The sequence below is a fragment of the Bacillus sp. ZY-1-1 genome (assembly GCF_003047165.1).
Lineage (GTDB): Bacteria > Bacillota > Bacilli > Bacillales > Bacillaceae > Bacillus > Bacillus velezensis.
This window is the reverse complement of the sequence record NZ_CP027061.1, coordinates 1,116,598-1,135,082: the sequence shown is the minus strand read 5'-3', so window position 1 is coordinate 1,135,082 and position 18,485 is coordinate 1,116,598. Positions and strand designations below refer to the sequence as shown.

17 protein-coding genes are annotated in these 18,485 nt (G+C 47.5%); 4 read left to right on the top strand and 13 right to left on the bottom strand.

What is annotated here, in order from left to right; all coding sequences use genetic code 11:
- Positions 1-58: 58 nt before the first annotated feature.
- From pyk to dnaE, 6 genes are all read right to left on the bottom strand, one after another.
- Positions 59-1,816, bottom strand: coding sequence for a pyruvate kinase (pyk, locus tag C5I45_RS05995; protein WP_014305569.1), 1,758 nt, complete (start codon positions 1,814-1,816; stop codon positions 59-61).
- A gap of 39 nt (positions 1,817-1,855) precedes the next feature.
- Entirely contained in the window at positions 1,856-2,815 is a 960-nt protein-coding gene (gene pfkA, locus C5I45_RS05990; RefSeq protein ID WP_003152443.1) for a 6-phosphofructokinase, read from the bottom strand.
- Between the two features lie 190 nt (positions 2,816-3,005).
- Positions 3,006-3,983: an acetyl-CoA carboxylase carboxyl transferase subunit alpha gene (gene accA, locus C5I45_RS05985; RefSeq protein WP_003152442.1), complete on the bottom strand. Its 978-nt coding sequence runs from the start codon at positions 3,981-3,983 to the stop codon at positions 3,006-3,008.
- On the bottom strand, positions 3,968-4,840 hold the full coding sequence (gene accD, locus C5I45_RS05980) for an acetyl-CoA carboxylase, carboxyltransferase subunit beta (RefSeq protein ID WP_003152441.1): 873 nt from the start codon (positions 4,838-4,840) through the stop codon (positions 3,968-3,970). The genes accA and accD overlap by 16 nt, the downstream gene beginning before the upstream one ends.
- A 328-nt stretch (positions 4,841-5,168) precedes the next feature.
- Complete coding sequence (locus C5I45_RS05975; RefSeq protein ID WP_003152440.1) at positions 5,169-6,401, bottom strand: NADP-dependent malic enzyme; 1,233 nt, start codon at positions 6,399-6,401, stop codon at positions 5,169-5,171.
- A gap of 139 nt (positions 6,402-6,540) precedes the next feature.
- Positions 6,541-9,879 (bottom strand): DNA polymerase III subunit alpha, encoded by a 3,339-nt coding sequence (dnaE, locus tag C5I45_RS05970; protein ID WP_107994272.1) that lies wholly within the window; start codon positions 9,877-9,879, stop codon positions 6,541-6,543.
- A gap of 142 nt (positions 9,880-10,021) precedes the next feature.
- Between dnaE and C5I45_RS05965 the strand changes: the two genes are divergently transcribed.
- The 3 genes from C5I45_RS05965 (at position 10,022) to C5I45_RS05955 (ending at position 11,160) form a co-directional block, all read left to right on the top strand.
- Positions 10,022-10,363, top strand: a complete 342-nt coding sequence (locus tag C5I45_RS05965) for a sporulation membrane protein YtrH (RefSeq protein WP_017418353.1) — start codon at positions 10,022-10,024, stop codon at positions 10,361-10,363.
- A complete protein-coding gene (ytrI, locus tag C5I45_RS05960; RefSeq protein WP_003152437.1) occupies positions 10,360-10,863 on the top strand; it encodes a sporulation membrane protein YtrI in 504 nt (167 codons plus the stop codon). Before C5I45_RS05965 ends, ytrI begins: the two co-directional genes overlap by 4 nt.
- Before the next feature lie 105 nt (positions 10,864-10,968).
- Entirely contained in the window at positions 10,969-11,160 is a 192-nt protein-coding gene (locus tag C5I45_RS05955) for a YtzJ family protein (RefSeq protein ID WP_003152436.1), read from the top strand.
- Between the two features lie 17 nt (positions 11,161-11,177).
- Here the strand turns inward: C5I45_RS05955 and C5I45_RS05950 are convergent, their stop codons facing one another.
- The gene (locus tag C5I45_RS05950) at positions 11,178-12,119 is read right to left on the bottom strand and encodes a DHH family phosphoesterase (protein ID WP_003152435.1); all 942 of its coding nucleotides are present in this window, start codon (positions 12,117-12,119) and stop codon (positions 11,178-11,180) included.
- 116 nt (positions 12,120-12,235) lie between these two features.
- Between C5I45_RS05950 and C5I45_RS05945 the strand changes: the two genes are divergently transcribed.
- Positions 12,236-12,538, top strand: a complete 303-nt coding sequence (locus tag C5I45_RS05945; RefSeq protein ID WP_003152434.1) for a YtpI family protein — start codon at positions 12,236-12,238, stop codon at positions 12,536-12,538.
- A 28-nt stretch (positions 12,539-12,566) separates the two neighbouring features.
- On the opposite strand, the gene C5I45_RS05940 is transcribed toward C5I45_RS05945, so the two are convergent.
- The 6 genes from C5I45_RS05940 to C5I45_RS05920 form a co-directional block, all read right to left on the bottom strand.
- Entirely contained in the window at positions 12,567-13,883 is a 1,317-nt protein-coding gene (locus tag C5I45_RS05940; RefSeq protein ID WP_044053521.1) for a CBS domain-containing protein, read from the bottom strand.
- A gap of 139 nt (positions 13,884-14,022) precedes the next feature.
- Positions 14,023-14,709 carry a metal-dependent hydrolase gene (locus C5I45_RS05935; protein WP_003152432.1) on the bottom strand — a complete coding sequence of 229 codons (687 nt, stop codon included), beginning with the start codon at positions 14,707-14,709 and terminating at the stop codon, positions 14,023-14,025.
- Positions 14,710-14,769: 60 nt separating this feature from the next.
- A complete protein-coding gene (locus C5I45_RS05930) occupies positions 14,770-15,537 on the bottom strand; it encodes an SDR family oxidoreductase (protein ID WP_003152431.1) in 768 nt (255 codons plus the stop codon).
- Positions 15,538-15,674: 137 nt separating this feature from the next.
- A complete protein-coding gene (locus C5I45_RS20100) occupies positions 15,675-15,803 on the bottom strand; it encodes a hypothetical protein (protein WP_003152430.1) in 129 nt (42 codons plus the stop codon).
- Between the two features lie 74 nt (positions 15,804-15,877).
- The gene (gene argH / locus C5I45_RS05925) at positions 15,878-17,254 is read right to left on the bottom strand and encodes an argininosuccinate lyase (RefSeq protein ID WP_003152429.1); all 1,377 of its coding nucleotides are present in this window, start codon (positions 17,252-17,254) and stop codon (positions 15,878-15,880) included.
- Positions 17,251-18,462: an argininosuccinate synthase gene (locus tag C5I45_RS05920; protein WP_003152428.1), complete on the bottom strand. Its 1,212-nt coding sequence runs from the start codon at positions 18,460-18,462 to the stop codon at positions 17,251-17,253. The genes argH and C5I45_RS05920 overlap by 4 nt, the downstream gene beginning before the upstream one ends.
- Positions 18,463-18,485 lie beyond the last annotated feature (23 nt).

Sequence of the window (18,485 nt, the reverse complement as noted above, 5' to 3'; positions counted from 1 at the left end):
GAAAATCAACCTAAAGACAAAAGAGAAGGGAGAACCCCCCTCTCTTTTTTAAAGCTGTTTAAAGAACGCTTGCGCGGCCTTCATACACAGCGCCACGGGCAGCGTCAACTGTGATAACCTGTCCTTCTGTTAAAACTGAAGTTGCGTTCTCAAGGCCGACGATAACCGGAATGCCCAAGCTTAAACCGACAACGGCTGCATGGCTTGTCAGACCGCCTTCTTCAGTGATGAGCGCTGATGCTTTTTCAAGTGAAGCGATCATGTCGCGGTCAGTGCTTGAAGCAACCAATACTGCGCCGTCTGTCATTTTTTGTTCAGCTTCTTTCGCATTTTTTGCAACAACGACCGGACCGAATGCAGATTTGCGTCCGATGCCTTGCCCTTTCGCGATAATGCTGCCGACAGTGTGGACTTTCATCAGATTCGTCGTGCCTGATTCACCGACAGAACCTGCTGTAATGACAATCAGATCACCGCGTTTCACGATGCCGCTGTCAAGTGATTTTTGAACCGCGTCTTCAAGCATTTCATCTGTAGAATTCGCGTTTTGGCCGCTTGACGGGAATACACCGAATACAAGGCCGAGTTTGCGTGATACAGACTCATTAACCGTAACGGCTACAATCGGAGCCTGCGGACGGTATTTCGCGATCATACGCGCCGTATGGCCGCTTTCTGTAGGCGTCACGATAGCTGCCGCACTCAGATTGATCGCCGTGTGCGCAACTGATTGGCCGATCGCATCAGTAATCGTCATGCCGACCTGATCTCTGCGTTTAGACAGAATTTCTTTATAGTTCAGAGATTCTTCCGTGCGTGTGGCGATGTTAAACATTGTTTGAACCGCCTCAACAGGATATTGTCCCGCAGCCGTCTCACCGGAAAGCATGATCGCATCTGTGCCATCGAAAATGGCGTTGGCAACGTCACTTGCTTCAGCACGTGTCGGACGAGGGTTGCGCTGCATGCTGTCTAGCATTTGTGTCGCAGTAATAACCGGTTTGCCCAGCGCGTTGCATTTTTTGATCATTTCTTTTTGCACGAGCGGCACTTCTTCGGCCGGAATCTCTACGCCGAGGTCTCCGCGCGCTACCATTAGGCCGTCAGATACTTCCAGGATCGCATCCAGGTTGTCCACGCCTTCCTGGTTCTCGATCTTAGGAATGATTTGAATGTCAGACGCGTTATGCTCTTCAAGCAGTTCGCGGATTTCCAGGACATCCGTAGAACGGCGTACAAATGACGCAGCGATGAAATCAACGCCTTGCTCGATACCGAATATGATGTCTTTGGCGTCTTTTTCAGTAATTCCGGGAAGGTTGACGCTGACGCCGGGAACGTTTACGCCTTTTTTATTTTTCAGCGTGCCGCTGTTTAAGATTTTTGTTTTGATTTCGTGTTTTTCCGGATTTGATTCCAGCACTTCCAATCCGATTAAACCGTCATCCAGCAGGATGATAGACCCTGCTGACACGTCGTCTGCCAGGCCTTCATAAGAAACTGAGAATTTTTCAAGCGTTCCCAGCACCTGTTTCGTAGAAACGATAATTTCATTTCCCGCCTGAAGCTCAAGCGCGCCGTTTTCCATATCGTGCGTGCGGATTTCCGGACCTTTCGTATCGAGGAGAATCCCCACGTTTTTGCCGAGCTTTTTGCTGGCTTCTCTGATGTTTTTGATTCTTGCGCCGTGCTCTTCGAAATCACCGTGTGAAAAATTCAGACGAGCAACGTTCATACCCGCTTCCATCAATTTTGTCAGCATTTCTACACTTTCACTGGCCGGACCGATTGTACAAACGATTTTTGTTTTTTTCAACTCGTTCACTTCCTTCTGAAATCTTCAGCTTCTTCCGCCTTAAATAGACAGTTCTTTTGAAAGCTGATACATGTTTGGTTCAACAGTATGTTTTGATTCTAAAATTTCTATAATATCATGGTCTACAAGCTTGTTGTTTTGTATACCTACGCAGCGTCCGCCTTTTCCTTTAAGCAGAAGCTCAACCGCGTAAGCGCCGAGGCGGCTTGCAAGAACCCGGTCAGAAGCGCTTGGAGATCCGCCGCGCTGGATGTGCCCTAAAACGGATACCCGTGTTTCAAGGTTCGTTTCTTCTTCGATGCGTTTTCCGAATTCAACCCCGCTGCCTACCCCTTCTGCAACGATGATGATACTGTGTTTTTTGCCGCGGTCGTGCCCTCTCTTCAAACGGCCGATAATTTCCTCCATATCGTAGTCCGCTTCAGGAATTAAAATTGATTCCGCTCCGCCTGCAAGACCTGCCCATAAAGCAATGTCGCCCGCATGGCGCCCCATCACTTCAATAACGTATGTACGCTCATGAGACGTAGCGGTGTCACGGATTTTATCAATCGCATCAATTACGGTGTTTAACGCCGTATCAAATCCGATCGTAAAATCAGTTCCCGGGATGTCATTATCTATCGTACCCGGTACACCTACACACGGAAACCCGTGTTCCGTTAATTTTTTCGCACCCATGTATGAACCGTCTCCGCCGATGACGACAAGACCTTCAATGCCGAGTTTCTTTAAATTTTCGATTCCTTTTTCACGGCCTTCAACTGTTTTGAATTCAGGACATCTGGCCGTATACAGCTTTGTTCCGCCGCGGTGGATGATGTCACCGACCGAACCCAGCTCCAGTTTTTCTATTTTCCCGCTGATTAATCCTGAATAACCGTTATAAATTCCGTACACTTCGACGTCGTGGTAGATAGCTTTCCGCACAACCGCGCGCACCGCAGCGTTCATACCCGGGGAATCCCCGCCGCTCGTTAAAACTCCTATACGCTTCATTTCCTATTCACCTCAGCAACTATATATGTTAAACATATCATGATCATTGCCCTAAAACAATGAAAAGGGACGCCTGAGCTCCCATGAAACCTTACCTATTATACAATTAAATAAATTGTTTTTAAATAAAATTTAAGGAATATCACAAAAATCACAAAAAATAAACGTGAGCCATAGGCTTCACGTCTATTCAGTTTACCCCGATATATTGATCCTCAACCGAAACTTTCCCGATTGCTTTATATTTTTCATAGCGCTGTGAGATCAACTCTTCGGCGTTCAATCGAAGAAGAGATTTTAACGTTTCTTTAAGAATACCGTCAATGTAGCCCGCCTGCTGCTTGATATCATGGTGAGCTCCGCCCTTCACTTCTTTAATCATATCATCAATAATTCCTAATTCTAACAAATCGGGCGCAGTAATCTTCATGGTTTCGGCCGCTTTTTTCGCAAGGCTGGAGTCTTTCCATAAAATAGATGCGGCTCCTTCAGGAGAAATAACGGAATACGTCGAGTTCTCAAGCATCAGCATGCGGTTGCCCACACCTAACGCAAGCGCGCCTCCGCTGCCGCCTTCCCCGATGACGATACAAACGACAGGCACTGTCAGGCCGGCCATCTCGAACAGGTTCTTGGCGATGGCTTCACTTTGTCCCCGTTCCTCCGCCGCTTTACCCGGGTACGCTCCTTTCGTGTCGATGAAGCAGATAATCGGGCGGTTGAACTTATCCGCCTGCTTCATGAGACGAAGCGCTTTGCGGTAGCCTTCAGGGTGAGGCATCCCAAAATTGCGGACAAGGTTTTCTTTCGTGTCTTTTCCGCGCTGATGTCCGATGACGGTGACCGGCATGCCGTGATATTTGGCGACTCCGCCGACAATCGCAGCATCATCTCCGTATGTTCTGTCTCCGTGGCACTCAAAAAAGTCGGTAAACAGATATTGAATGTAATCAAGCGTCGTCGGCCGGTCGGGAAGGCGTGCGATCTGCACTCTGTCCCACGGCTTCAGGTTTTTATAAATCTCATCCTGGAGCTTGCTGAGCCGGTCTTCAAGCCTTGCGATTTCAGCGCTTAAATCCATCTCCGAATCTTGGGTGAATTTTTTCAGTTCGGCAATTTTCGTCTGCAGTTCAATCACCGGTTTTTCAAATTCTAATCTTGCAGCCACTCATGCTCACCTCCTGTTTGGTGCATGTCCAGCAGAAATGCGAGTTTGTCTTTCATGTCGTTTCGGTGAATCACCGCATCAAGCTGGCCGTGCTTTAATAAAAATTCCGCCGTCTGGAAATCTTCCGGCAGTTTTTCCCCGATCGTCTGTTCAATAATACGTCTTCCTGCAAATCCGATCAAGGCGCCCGGTTCAGCGAAATTATAATCACCGAGAGACGCGAAACTGGCCGATACGCCGCCTGTCGTCGGGTGGGTCATGACAGAAATAATCAGTCCCTGCTCCTCACTGAACAGTTTTAATGCAGAGCTTGTCTTTGCCATTTGCATAAGACTTAAGACCCCTTCCTGCATACGTGCGCCGCCGGAAGCGGTAAAGATGATAAACGGGACTTTTTCCTCTTTTGCTTTTTCAATTGCAAGCGTGATTTTTTCGCCGACAACCGAACCCATGCTGCCCATTCGGAATGTTGAATCCATGATCGCGATCACGGCAGGGAATCCGCTGATGGTTCCTTTGCCGGTAACCACCGCTTCATTCAGCGATGTTTTCTCACGGTCTTTTTCGATTTTTTCTAAGTATTCCGGGAAACCGAGCGGGTTTTCAGATATCATTCCCTGGTTGAATTCTTCGAATGAATCTTCATCCAGGAGGCTTTCAATGCGCTGCTTTGCATTCATCGGGAAATGGTGCCCGCAGTTCATGCAGACGCGCAGGTTTTTATCTAACTCTTTTGTGAGCATGATTTTTTTACATTTGGGGCACTTTGTCATAATGCCTTCCGGAACATCATGTTTTGCCTGCTCAGACGGCACGGAAGCATATTTTTTCTTTTTTGTGAATATATCCTTTAACAAATGATTACCTCCCTTTTGTGAAGGGTTCTCTTCACTGCATGTCTTCCGATTAGATAGACTTAATAATAACTTTACCGAAACTATTGTACTTTTTTTGTCAAACGGTGTCATCCTCCATTCGACATTTTTTGCTGCAAAACAGACGGAAACGGACGGATTTCATACCGTAAAAAGCGTTGTTCAGCCTTATCTGTCAGCGTTTTCAAAAGAAATAAGGATTCTGCTGAAATTTTTTTAAGACCTGCCCTTAAAAAAATGCCAGCAGTCCGTATATTGAACAGCAGCGCGTTGTTTTTTCCAACGCGCTGCCATTTCAATTTTTGTGTTATTATTCGCCGATGACTGTGAGCTGTCTTGTTTTTTCAGCCACTTCTTCAGGATCGACCGTAATTCTGGCGACGCCCGTTTCCATCGCTGCTTTCGCAACAGCTTTCGCAACGGCAGGAGCCACGCGTTTGTCAAACGGAGCCGGGATGACATAATCAGCGCTTAATTCTTCCTCTGAAACAAGGGAAGCAATCGCTTCAACCGCAGCAATTTTCATTTCTTCGTTGATGTGAGTCGCGCGAACGTCAAGCGCCCCGCGGAAAATTCCAGGGAATGCCAGCACGTTGTTAACCTGGTTCGGGAAATCAGAACGGCCTGTTCCGATTACGCTAGCGCCGGCTGCGCGCGCGTCTTCAGGCATGATTTCCGGATTCGGGTTGGCCATTGCGAAGATAATCGGATCTTTCGCCATGCTCTCCACCATTTCTTTCGTCAGCGCGCCTTCGACTGATACGCCGATAAAGACGTCTGCATCTTTAATGACATCCTGCAGCGAACCGTCGTTGCGGTCTTGGTTTGTAAACTTGGCCACTTCGTTTTTCACCGCGTTCATGCCGGCCGGACGTCCTTCGTAAATCGCTCCTTTAGAGTCGCACATCACGATGTCGCGTACGCCGAAATGGTAAAGAAGCTTAATGATCGCGATGCCTGCCGCTCCCGCTCCGTTTGCCACAACTTTAATGGATGACATGGATTTTCCTGATAATTTCAGCGCGTTTACAAGTCCGGCAACGGTTACGATGGCAGTGCCGTGCTGATCATCGTGGAAAACCGGAATGTTTGTTTCTTTTTTCAGGCGCTCTTCGATAATGAAGCAGTTCGGCGCCGCAATATCTTCAAGGTTGACACCTCCGAATGTCGGTTCAAGCAGCTTCACAGTGTCAATGATTTTGTCCACATCGTTTGTGTCAAGCGCGATCGGGAATGCATCCACGCCCGCGAAACTTTTGAACAGCACCGCTTTCCCTTCCATGACCGGAAGTGAAGCTTCAGGCCCGATATTACCGAGACCGAGAACGGCTGATCCGTCTGTTACGACTGCTACCATGTTCCCCTTCATTGTATAATCATATACTTTATTTTTATCGTCATAAATCTCTTTACAAGGCTCAGCTACTCCGGGAGAGTAGGCAAGGCTTAAGTCGTCCGCGTTTCTGACTTCTACCTTTGCTTTTGATTCCAGCTTTCCTTGATTTACTTTGTGTAAATGTAACGCTTCTTCTCTTAATGACATTCTAAACACTCCTTTTAAGTACTTTGTTACATATTCTGCCGCATAGACTGGTACAATCGCTGGAGGTGAAAAATTTCAGAATCTTTAAATAAGATAGCACAATTGTTTCAATTGTATAACAAAACGATTATTGTTACCACTATTTTAACACGACGTTTTCGCGGCCCAGCAGCTCTTTTAAACGGTATAACGCCTGATGGTCCGCCTGAATATGAAAAGTATCCGGCAGCCTGATCGTCTGCTTGTCTTTTTCATAATATAGATAAACGCCGGTTTCCCCTTTATGCTCCAGTAAAATACGCTTCATCTTTTCCAAAAACTCCTGATTGTGCCGGCTGCCTTCGATTTTGATGTAAACAGACGGCGCTCTGTCTGTCTCCGTCTGTTCAAGAAGAGAGGCGGATGACATGATGAATTGTGTCTTCTCCTGACGCTCTTCCATTTTTCCGGCGGCGAATAAAAGCGCGCCTTCTTTTAACAGCGGAGACAGCCTTCTATATTGGTCAGGAAACACGACGGCTTCCATTTCTCCCGTTTCATCGCTTAATGTGAGAAACGCCATATGCTGACCTGTCTTTGTCCGAATCGTTTTAATGCCCGCGAGCAAAGCGCCGATTGACAGCTGTCCCTTCGGCATCTGCCGCGCTGCTGTGATCGTTTGCGCCCCCCGTTTTTTCAGGAGATCCCTGAAAGCAGACAAAGGATGGCTTGAGAAATAAACACCGAGAGCTTCTTTTTCGAACCGAAGCTTGTCCACGAGCGGAAATTCCTCAGCCTCTACATATTTTGGCTTAATGGAAAACGATTCTTCCAAAAACAATCCCATTTGGTCATCGTCTGCACGAAAAAGTTCAGCGTGCTCTAAAGCCACATCAACGGAGGCCAGCAAGGCGGCGCGATTTTGATTGAATTCGTCCATGGCGCCAGAAAATATAAGGGCTTCGATGGTTTTCCGATTCACGCTTTTTGCAGGTACGCGAAAGCAGAAATCGAAAAGATCCTCGAACGGTTTATGTGTTCTTGCTTTATAAATATCTTTCACTGCCGAGACGCCTACGTTTTTAACGGCCCGCAAACTGTATCTGACGGCTCCGTTTTCCGGCGCAAACGGAAAACCGCTTTTGTTTATTGACGGCGGAAGGACTTGAATCCCGCTCCCCTTCGCTTCATGCAGATATTGCGATATTTTGTCCTCATTGCCGATGACGCTCGTCAACAGCCCGCACATAAAATATAGCGGATAATGCGCCTTTAAATAGGCGAGCTGATAGCCGATCATGCTGTATGCGACAGCATGGCTTCTGTTGAATCCGTAGTTAGCGAATTTTACAATCAGATCGTAGACCTCGTTTGCAGTGACTACAGAATACTCCTTTTTTAAGCACCCTTCAACAAAATGGCTTCGCTCTCTGTCCAGAATGTCCTTTTGCTTCTTACTGACAGCCCGTCTGAGCAGATCCGCTTCACCTAATGAAAACCCTGCCATGCGCGAGGCGATCATCATTATCTGTTCTTGATAGACGATGACGCCGTAAGTGTCACTGAGAATATTTCTTACGTCCTCGTGCGGCACTTCCACACGCGCCCGTCCGTGCTTCCGATCGATAAATAACGGAATATTTTCCATCGGTCCCGGCCTGTAAAGCGCGTTAACCGCGACAATGTCTTCCAGTCTTGACGGCTTCAGGCGCTTCAGCACGTTTCTCATTCCTGATGATTCCAGCTGGAAAATACCCGTCGTATCACCGTTTGACAATAGCGAGAACGTTTTTTCATCCTGATAAGAAATCTCGGAAAAATCAATTTTCGTATTCGTCTCTTTTTCAATCATCGTTTTAATGGATTCAATAAGCGTCAGGTTGCGCAAACCTAAAAAGTCCATTTTCAAAAGACCGAGATCTTCCAGGTGATCCATCGCATACTGCGTTAAATACACGCCGTCATGCCCTTCTTGAAGAGGGACAACTTCCGAAAGCGGCTCTTTACTGAGAACGACCCCGGCCGCGTGTGTTGACGTGTGTCTCGGAAGACCTTCGATTTTCCTTGCGATCTGAAACACTTTATGAAGAACGGCGGATTCGGACAGCCGCCTGTTCAGCTGAGCGGACTGCCGCCTTGCCTCCTCAAGCGTCATTCCCGGTTTCGACGGGATCAGGCGGGCAAGCTGGTCGGCTTCTTTCGGGCTGATTCCGAACACTCTCCCGGTATCCCTTAACGCCGCCTTTGCGGCCAATGTCCCGAAGGTGATAATCTGGGCGACGTGCATGGCCCCGTACTTATTTTGCACATACTGAATGACCTCATCCCTTCTCGTATCAGGGAAATCGATATCAATATCCGGCATGCTGATCCGCTCGGGATTAAGAAATCTCTCAAACAGCAGAGAATGTTTAAGCGGATCCACGTCGGTAATGAAAAGCGAGTAAGCGACAAGCGAGCCTGCCGCGGACCCCCTTCCCGGGCCTGTCACAATACCCTTTTCATGCGCGTACTTCATAAAGTCCCATACGATGAGAAAATAATCACTGAATTTCATGCGCCTGATGACGTCCAGCTCATATTCAAGCCGGCGGACAGCGCGCTCATCAGGAGTGCCGAAACGGAGGCGCAGCCCCTCGTGACAGACTTCCGCCAAATAGTCATCGGCTGATTTGCCGTCCGGCGCCGGAAAAGACGGAAGCTGTGTCTGTCCGAGGCTGACATCGACCCGGCATTGCCGGGCGATACGGGCGGCCGCTTCAATCGCTTCCGGATGCCGCGTGTAAAGCTCTGCCATTTCTTCAGGCGTCCTCAAGTATAAGTCCGGCAGATTCCCGCTCTGATCCTCCCATTTCTCTCCGGCTTTAATAGCGCACAGACAGCGGTACGCATCTTGATCTTCTTTCTTGATATAGCGGACATCTCCCGCAGCGCAGACAGCGATTTCCGTCTCGGCTGACAGGCGGAGAATCTCTTCTGATAACGTCTCATGTCCTTTAAACGGCTGGTACCCTAAATAAAAACGGCCGTCTCCGAACAGCTCCCGGAATCCTTCGGCAGCCCGGACCGCTTCTTCAAACTTCCCGGCTTGAAGCAGGCTTTCAATGTACCCGTTTTCACCGGGCGTAATGGCGATCAGCCCCTCATGATAGCTCTTCATCCATTTTCGCTTCATGCCGCCCTTTGCCATGGATTGCAGCGCACTTGAGATTTTCACCAGGTTCTGATAACCGGTGTTTGTCTCCGCTAAAAGAATGAGCGGGTGTGCTTCAAGCTCCGTATCGTCCGTGTATATAGAAGCCGTCAGACCGATAATCGGCTTAATTCCGTTTGATTTGCATGCTTTATAAAACTCAATGGCGCCGTACATCACATTTTCGTCCGTCAGCGCCAATGATGAATATCCGAGTTCCTCCGCTTGTGTAACAAGCTCTTTTACAGAAGCGGCGCTGTTTAACAGGCTGTAGCCGCTATGTACTTGCAGGTGAACAAAAGACAATGCCGCCACTCCTTTCCCATTCGTTCATTTTGCCTTTCTACATTATAAGACGGGTTTTCTTAAGAAACAAATGTTCTTTTTTGACTCATCATCATACTTGTCCGTTTCGCTCAATATGATAGAAAAGTGAGGTGGTGTATATATGGATCAGGAAGCCGGCTTTATGGCGAATTTCATCAGCAGTTATTTTATCGCCCTCGGTGTGTTGCTCGGCGGCGCGCTGATCGGCGGCCTCGGAGCTTATTTATCAGGCGAGCCCCCGCTGACGGCGATCACAAAATTGGCGAACAGGCTGAAGATCTGGGCGCTTGTCGCGGCCATAGGGGGAACATTTGACGCGGTATACAGTTTCGAGCGGGGGCTGTGGGAAGGCAACACGCGCGACATCTTCAAACAGCTTCTTTTAATTATTTCAGCAATGGGCGGCGCGCAGACCGGCTGGCTGATTATTTCATGGCTGACCCAGGAGAATATGTCATCATGAGAATTCCCGAGTATTATAAAAAACCGGGATGGCAGCGTTTTTTTGCGGGAATGATGTGCGGAGCCATCATCAGCTGGCTGTTCTTTCTGTTTACATACGGAACGTTTCAGGAAGAACAGGTGACGTTAATTGAAAAGCAGCGGGAGCACGCGCGGGATTTAAAAAACCAAATCTCCATCTATCAGAAAGATCTTCATAAATTAAATGAGGATAATAAGCAAAGACTTCTCATCCAAAGTGTTGATGTGAAGCTGATTAATTGGGAAAAATACAGAATCGCCCAGCCTGACAAGATGAAATTTGAGGAACAGGTGAAAGATAATATTTCTGAAGTCATCACAAAGGATATTGAAAGCGTGTATAAAACAAAGGAGCTTTTAAAACGGACGATTGAAAACAAAATATACACCATAAATGAGAAGGAATTTAAAGCTGAAGTAAAGGAACTGACGATTTATACGAGATTGTCTGTCGAAATTCATATTTCTTTTGCGACGTAATTATGTCATTTTTAAAAATTTTCCATAGATCTGTCGCTTTTTTCTCCGCTTTTTTATAAACTGTAGATGAGACATTTTCAACGATTCTGAAGGGAGGAAGGGAAAATGGAGGTTTTTAGTGAACGCCGCTTGGCAAAAGATCATGCAGCCCGAATCAGACAAGGCTATTCCGCATATGCAGAAACAGACACACTCGCTTCCCTCATAAAAAAAGAACTCCAAATCTGTAATCTCCGCGTCTACGAAGACCTGACTGAATTCGGCTGCTGGTTCATCCCCGTGACAGATGAACACTAAGAAAGAGGGTCTCCCCTCTACTTGTGTTCGTTACATACCTCTTCCAGATCAGCAAGAATCTGATCGGTTTCATCCCAGCTGAAGATGGATGCGCCGGCCGCAAGCGGATGTCCGCCGCCATTGTATTTCCGGGCAATTCCGTTGATGACCGGACCTTTTGAACGGAACCGGACTCTGATTTGATCGTCTTCTTCTACGAAAAACACCCAAGCGCGGATACCCGAAATATTTCCGAGTGTTCCGACAAGCTGCGACGCTTCAGAAGCGGTGGTTCCATATGTCTCCAAAATGTCTTTTTTAATGAAAACGGAAGCGACGCCGTTTTCAGACAGTGACACATTTTGATAAATAAAGCCGTTAAGCTTCACCACATTTAATTTTGTTTCATACAATTGATTGAACAGCTCTGACGATGAAAATGGGAACTCAATGAGCTCTCCCGCGTATTTTAATGTCTTTTTTGTGGTGTTCGGGAATAAGAAGCGCCCCGTATCACCGACGATACCAGCGTAGATCAGCTCAGCTGCTTTCGTATTCAGTTTCCAGCCGTGCTGCTTTCCTTCCAGGTACAGCTCATAGATCATTTCGCTTACGGAGCTTGCATTCGTATCGACCCATAACAGATCGCCATACGGATCTTCATTTGGATGGTGGTCTATTTTCATGAGCTTTGCGCCGGAATGGTAGCGCTGATCGTCGACCCTGCCTTGGTTTGCGGTGTCGCACACGATGACAAGAGCATCTTTATAGGTTTCGTCATCCACCTCATCGAGGGAATATAAAAAAGACAAGGACGGTTCAGGCTGTCCGACGGCAAAAATATTTTTTTCGGGATACGTTTCCCGCAGGATTTCCGTAAGGCCGCACTGTGAACCGTAGGCGTCCGGGTCAGGCCTCACATGTCTATGTAAGATAATGGTGTCATATAATGATATGGTTCTGATCAGTTCGGATTTCATCGTTTTCTCCTTTTCGTTTTTATTCATTTAATCATACTCTTTATCCATGGAAAAGGAAAATCTTTCAGCAACGGTATAAACGGTTTTGCAAACTCATATAATGGAGGATTTCATTTATGCTGGTTTTTGTTTTTCTCATCGGGCTTTCTGCCTGCTTTTACGTGTATTACAAAGTAAAAGGAATCCAGACGAAACGGGCGCTGGAGAAGGAATGTTTTTCGGCTAAATCAAGTATGGCATTAGGCGCGCTGGTGCTTTTGTACGGAGTAAACCAAATGATTCTGTTCCACTCCGTCCTGACCCTGGTCATCGGCGGCGTCTTCATTTTAATCGGAGCAGGCAGCGCATGGGCCGGGTATAAAGCCTATAAGCATTATGAGCCCATCCATGCAAAGGAAGCGGAGAGGGACCACGCATAATGAATGCCAAGGGACCCGGGTGCGTCCCTTAACTTCTCTCCATCAGCTGCACCATGAGCATCGCTTTTGAAACGATGCCGCTTTGGCTTGACACTTCCACTTCCATTTTCCCGAATTTCCGGCCCGCCTCTAAAATGCGCGGTTTCACTTCAATGACCGACTCCATCTGTACGGGCTTCAGGAAGAAAATCGTAATGCTTTCAATGACCAGCTCGCCGCGTTTGCGGGAGCGTAAAAATCGGCTGGCGGCCTGGGTTAAAATCGTTGTAAACACCCCGTAAGAAATCGTGCCGAGCTGATTGGTCATTTGCGGCGTGACTTCATATTGATAAACGGCCGGCGTTTTGTTATCTTCCTCTTCTTTAAATCCCCTTGAAACAATATCATCCAGCTTTTCTCCGACCTGAGGCTGCTTTTGAACCATCTGAAGCGCTTTTAAGACATCCTGGCGGCTGATCATTCCGATCAGTTTGTGATGCCCGTCTGTCACCGGAAGCACTTCAATTCCTTCCCAAACCATCATTTGAGCCGCTGAGGCGACAGATGTTTTTCCGATCACCGTGACAGGGTTTTTGGTCATTACTTTTTCAATGGGAACTGACCGGTCATGCCCCGCGATATCTTTCGGCGTGAGGATTCCGTGGATTTTCATCTGCTGATCGATAACCGGAAAGCGGCCGTGTCCGGTTTCATAGTTCTTTTCGTACCATTTCTCCAGTTTATCCTTAGGGAACAGCGTCACTGTCCGATCTGCGGGCGTCAAAATATCTTCCACGAGCACAATCTCTTTTTTTATGAGCTGATCATAGATCGCCCGGTTGATCATCGCAGCTACCGTAAAGGTATCGTAGCTCGTGGAGAGAATCGGAAGCTCAAGCATATCGGCCAGCTCGATAATGCTGTCATCGGTATTAAACCCTCCTGTTACCAAAACGGCCGCGCCCGCTTCAAGCGCCTGGCGGTGGGCATTGATTCGGTTCCCGACGATTAACAGGTTCCCCGCGGCCGTATAACGCATCATCGCGTCAAGCTCCATCGCCCCGATCACAAACTTATTCAACGTTTTATGCAGACCGGCTTTTCCGCCGAGCACCTGGCCGTCGATCACATTGACGACCTCGGCGTATGTCAGCTTTTCAATATTTTCTTTTTTCTTCTGTTCAATCCGGATGGTCCCCACACGTTCAATAGTGGAAACGAATCCTTTGTTTTCGGCTTCCTTAATGGCTCTGTAAGCCGTTCCTTCACTGACTTTCATTTCTTTCGCAATTCTTCTGACCGAAATTTTTTCACCGACAGAAAGCGAATCTATGTATGATAGGATTTGTTCATGCTTTGTTGCCAAGCGTTTCACCTCTAAGGACAGTCTTCTGCTTTTATTATAAGGGTACGGGGGATTCATTCGCAATGAGACGCCCGAAAAAAGGCGGCATCACAAAAAAGACCTTCTGAATGCTTGATTCAGAAGGTCTTTGACACATATGTCAGGCAAGCTCAATGGTCTCGCCGACCGCCATGACTTTGCCGACGCCTCCGGGCAGACTTTCAGCGAAAGCGTCAGGGTCCTGTTCAATGACGGGGAATGTATTGTAATGAACGGGAACGACCTGTTTCGCTCTCAGCCATTCAGCCGCGAGTTTCGCATCTTCAGGCCCCATGGTGAAGTTATCACCGATCGGCAGAAACGCCAGGTCAATGTGATTCAGTTCCCCGATCAGTTTCATATCTGAGAACAGCGCCGTATCGCCGGCGTGGAAAATCGTTTTGCCGTCAATCGTTAATAAAATCCCGGCCGGCATCCCGGTGTATGTGATGGTTTTGTTTTCTTCATCAGTGACCGCCGATCCGTGGAACGCCTGTGTCAGTTTTACTTTGCCGAAATCAAATTGGTGCGCCCCTCCGATATGCATCGGGTGGACCTTTAAACCTTTAAAGCCGAGATAAACGGCCAGCTCGTTCGGCGCAATGACGAGCGCATCGTTTTGTTTGGCGATCTGCTCTGTATCTCCGACATGGTCATTGTGTCCGTGAGTAAGCAGGATGACATCCGCTTTCACTTCTTCCGGTTTCAAATTTGTCAGACTGTTTCCGGTCAGAAACGGATCAAAAATAATGTTATGGGTTTTCGTTTCCACTTGAATGACAGAATGTCCGTGATAAGTCACTTTCATCGTTTTCACCTCATAAAAAATTAATATTTATCAAGTTCCCTTTTTGACAAACGAAAAAACTTACAGGGATTGATGCCTGTTAATCACATTCAGCCCGCCTGTTGCTTCAATGACCGTTCCGGTTACAAGATCGGAATCTTCTTCACATAAAAACGCGATGATTCTCGCAATATCCTCTCCGGTTCCGGACCTGCCGATCGGCGTCTTTTCTTTGCCGATTTTCCGTCTTGCTTCCTCTATAGACGCTTCTTTCATATCTCCTACAATATCACCCGGGCAGACCATATTGGCTGTAATGCCTGATTCGGCTTCTTCAATCGCAATGGTTTTCGTTAACGAAGCCAATCCGACTTTAGCCGCTCCGAAAGCGGAACGGTGAAGCCAGCCGGGGGCATGGTCCGCTCCTTGAAAACCGTATGTAATAATCCGGCCGAAGCGCTGCTGTCTCATGACCGGGATAACCGCTTTAAACAGATGGAAAACGGCGCTTAAATTCCCTTCAAGCATGCCATACCATTCGTCATCGGAGTAATCGGCAAGCTTTTTGCGCTCAAATATGTACGGCCCGGCATTGTTAATCAGTATGTCAATCCTTCCAAACCGCTGAAGGGCTGCATCGGCGATCCGCATGAGATCTTCTTTCCGGGTTACATCGCCCTTAACGAATTGCAATCTGTCATGGCACCCGGGATAATCCGCCTTCAGACAAGCGACCGCTTCTTCGTCCTGTCTGTAATTCACTGTGACAGAAAAGCCTTTTTCCAGAAGCATTTCAGTCACTTTTCGGCCCAATCCCTTTGTACCGGCAGTGATTAGAGCATGTCGCACATTGAATACCCTCCCCAGGCAACGTAGCCGCTTCAATAAAATCAAGACGTTTCTCCCTCTACTTTACTATAAACAAACGGCAATATCACTTTTTTGCACTTCGTCCGCACGAAAAAAAAGCCGTCTTTACAGACAGCTTAATTTTCTGAAGGAGCAGAGGCTTCCTCCATGCCGACATAACCGCTTTGGTATGCCTCTGAGATAAGCCTGGCCGTTTCTTCACTTTCTTTTTCATCATAGATGTAACGGTCTTGTTCTTTGCGCATTCCTTCTACCTCCCATCTTTTATAGATGTAGGGTGTCTGATATGACGGGAAAATATGAAGGAAATTTCAGCAAATTAAATGCCGGCGCAGGCTTTTGCTTTTACGAGCGCCTGTTCTACCTGCTGAAAACCCGTTCCGCCGGCGCTCATTCTTTTTTCAACCGCATGATGCGGATCGAGCACGGTATAGATATCTTCTTCAAAGAGACTGCTGGCTTGAAGGAATTCTTCAAATGCCATGTCACTTAAATAGATTCCTTTTTCAATACAGCTGTACACAAGCTTGCCGACCACTTCATGCGCTTCTCTGAACGGCATGCCTTTTTTTGCTAAATAATCGGCAAGTTCCGTCGCGTTTGAAAAATCTTGTTTTGTCGCTTGTTTCATGATGTCTTTGTTTACTTTCATCGTTTCAATCATGCCCGTGAAAATCTGAAGGCTTCCTTCAACGGTTTTCACCGTGTCAAACATGCCTTCTTTATCTTCCTGCAGGTCTTTGTTGTAAGCGAGCGGGAGTCCTTTCATAATTGTGAAAAGACCCATCATATCACCGTATACGCGTCCGGTTTTACCGCGGATCAGCTCCGCCATGTCGGGGTTTTTCTTCTGCGGCATCATGCTGCTTCCCGTGGCGTACGTATCATCCAGTTCAATGAATCTGAATTCCTGCGAGCACCATAGAATGATTTCTTCTGATAAACGTGAAAGATGCATCATCAGCATGCTGCTGCCGCTTAAAAACTCGAGAATAAAATCTCTGTCACTGACTCCGTCAAGACTGTTCTCGTAAATGGAGTCAAAACCGAGCAGCTCCGCCGAATAGTTACGGTCTATCGGAAACGTAGTTCCGGCAAGCGCCCCGCATCCGAGCGGCGATATGTTAATCCGCTTCATAGCATCCCGAAAACGCTCTTTATCCCGTTCAAGCATCCAAAAATAAGCAAGCAGATGGTGGGCGAAAGAAATCGGCTGGGCCCGCTGCAAATGAGTGTACCCCGGCAGAATGGTCTCGACATTGGCCTCCGCTTTTTCGATCAGCGCTTTTTGGAACTGTTCAATCAGCACGATGATATGCGAGACATGATCTTTCAAATATAGATGCATGTCAGTCGCCACCTGGTCGTTCCGGCTTCTTCCGGTATGGAGTTTGCCGCCTAGCGGTCCGATTTCTTCAATCAGCATTTTTTCAATGTTCAAATGGATATCTTCATAATCAACAGAGAATTCAAGCGTTCCTTCCTCTGCTTTTTGCAGGAGGGTCTGCAGCCCTTGACGGATGGCACCTTCTTCTTCTTCCGTCAGAATGCCGCATTTTTTCAGCATTGCCGCATGAGCGAGAGACCCTGTAATATCCTCTTTGACTAAGTTTTGGTCGAATGTGATGGATGCGCCGAACTCATCGACCCACTTTTCCGGTGTTTTTTGAAAACGGCCTCCCCAAAGCTTCTTCATGCTTCAATCTGCTCCTTCTTTTTCACAATGCTGTTTACTTTTGTCGGCAGCCCCCAAAGCTCAATGAAACCGATTGCCGCGTGATGGTCAAACGCATCGTCTTTTGTATATGTCGCAAGTTTTTCGTCGTAGAGAGAATATTCCGACTTACGTCCTTCTACAATGGCATGGCCTTTAAACAGCTTGACGCGCACGACGCCGGTGACGTGTTTTTGGGTTTCTTTCAGGAATGCAAGCAGCGCGTCTTTTAACGGCGAGAACCATAAACCGTTATAGATGATTTCAGACAGTTTTTGTTCAATTGCCGGTTTGAAATGGGCCACTTCTTTCACTAAAGTCAGATCCTCAAGCTCTTTGTGAGCCGTAATCAAAGTCATGGCGCCCGGGCACTCATAAACTTCACGGGACTTAATGCCGACCAGGCGGTTTTCCACATGGTCAATCCGGCCGATGCCGTGTTTTCCGGCAGTCTCGTTCAGCTTGAGAATTAAATCAGCGAGCGGGTAGGTTACGCCGTCGATTGAAACCGGAACACCGGCTTCAAATGCGATTTCGATGATTTCCGGAACGTCCGGCGTGTTTTCAAGAGATGCTGTCAGGTCATATGCCCCTTCAGGCGGCGCCGCCCACGGATCTTCTAGTATACCGCATTCATTAGCGCGTCCCCATAGGTTCTGGTCGATGGAATACGGGCTGTCAAGATTGATCGGAATCGGTATGCCGCGGCTTGCGGCGTATTCAATTTCTTCTTCACGCGACCATTGCCACTCACGGACCGGAGCAATGACCTCCAGATCAGGATTTAATGATTTAATGGATACTTCGAAACGAACCTGATCGTTTCCTTTTCCCGTGCAGCCGTGCGCTACGGCCACCGCGTTTTCCTTTTCCGCCACTTCAACGAGTTTTTTCGCGATTAACGGACGGGATAGTGCAGATACGAGCGGATACTTGCCTTCATACATTGTATGGGCCTGCATAGAAATGAGCGCGTACTCCCGGGCGAATTCTTCTTTCGCATCAATCACATAGGAATTTACGGCGCCAACTTCCAGCGCTTTTTGCTGAACGAATGCCAAATCCTTTCCTTCCCCAACATCTAAGCAGCAGGCAACAACATCGTATCCCTGTTCTTGCAGCCATTTTATCGCTACAGAAGTATCAAGACCTCCTGAGTATGCCAATACAACCTTTTTTTGTTCTGCCATGTTAAAAGCTCCCTTTGTATAAA

Bases quoted from the DNA above. Each gene is read 5' to 3' on its own strand.
- pfkA (WP_003152443.1), bottom strand. From the start codon at position 2,815: ATGAAGCGTATAGGAGTTTTAACGAGCGGCGGGGATTCCCCGGGTATG.
- C5I45_RS05975 (WP_003152440.1), bottom strand. From the start codon at position 6,401: ATGTCATTAAGAGAAGAAGCGTTACATTTACACAAAGTAAATCAAGGA.
- C5I45_RS05965 (WP_017418353.1), top strand. From the start codon at position 10,022: ATGGATCAGGAAGCCGGCTTTATGGCGAATTTCATCAGCAGTTATTTT.
- ytrI (WP_003152437.1), top strand. From the start codon at position 10,360: ATGAGAATTCCCGAGTATTATAAAAAACCGGGATGGCAGCGTTTTTTT.
- C5I45_RS05955 (WP_003152436.1), top strand. From the start codon at position 10,969: ATGGAGGTTTTTAGTGAACGCCGCTTGGCAAAAGATCATGCAGCCCGA.
- C5I45_RS05950 (WP_003152435.1), bottom strand. From the start codon at position 12,119: ATGAAATCCGAACTGATCAGAACCATATCATTATATGACACCATTATC.
- C5I45_RS05945 (WP_003152434.1), top strand. From the start codon at position 12,236: ATGCTGGTTTTTGTTTTTCTCATCGGGCTTTCTGCCTGCTTTTACGTG.
- C5I45_RS05935 (WP_003152432.1), bottom strand. From the start codon at position 14,709: ATGAAAGTGACTTATCACGGACATTCTGTCATTCAAGTGGAAACGAAA.
- C5I45_RS20100 (WP_003152430.1), bottom strand. From the start codon at position 15,803: ATGCGCAAAGAACAAGACCGTTACATCTATGATGAAAAAGAAAGTGAA.
- argH (WP_003152429.1), bottom strand. From the start codon at position 17,254: ATGAAGAAGCTTTGGGGAGGCCGTTTTCAAAAAACACCGGAAAAGTGG.
- C5I45_RS05920 (WP_003152428.1), bottom strand. From the start codon at position 18,462: ATGGCAGAACAAAAAAAGGTTGTATTGGCATACTCAGGAGGTCTTGAT.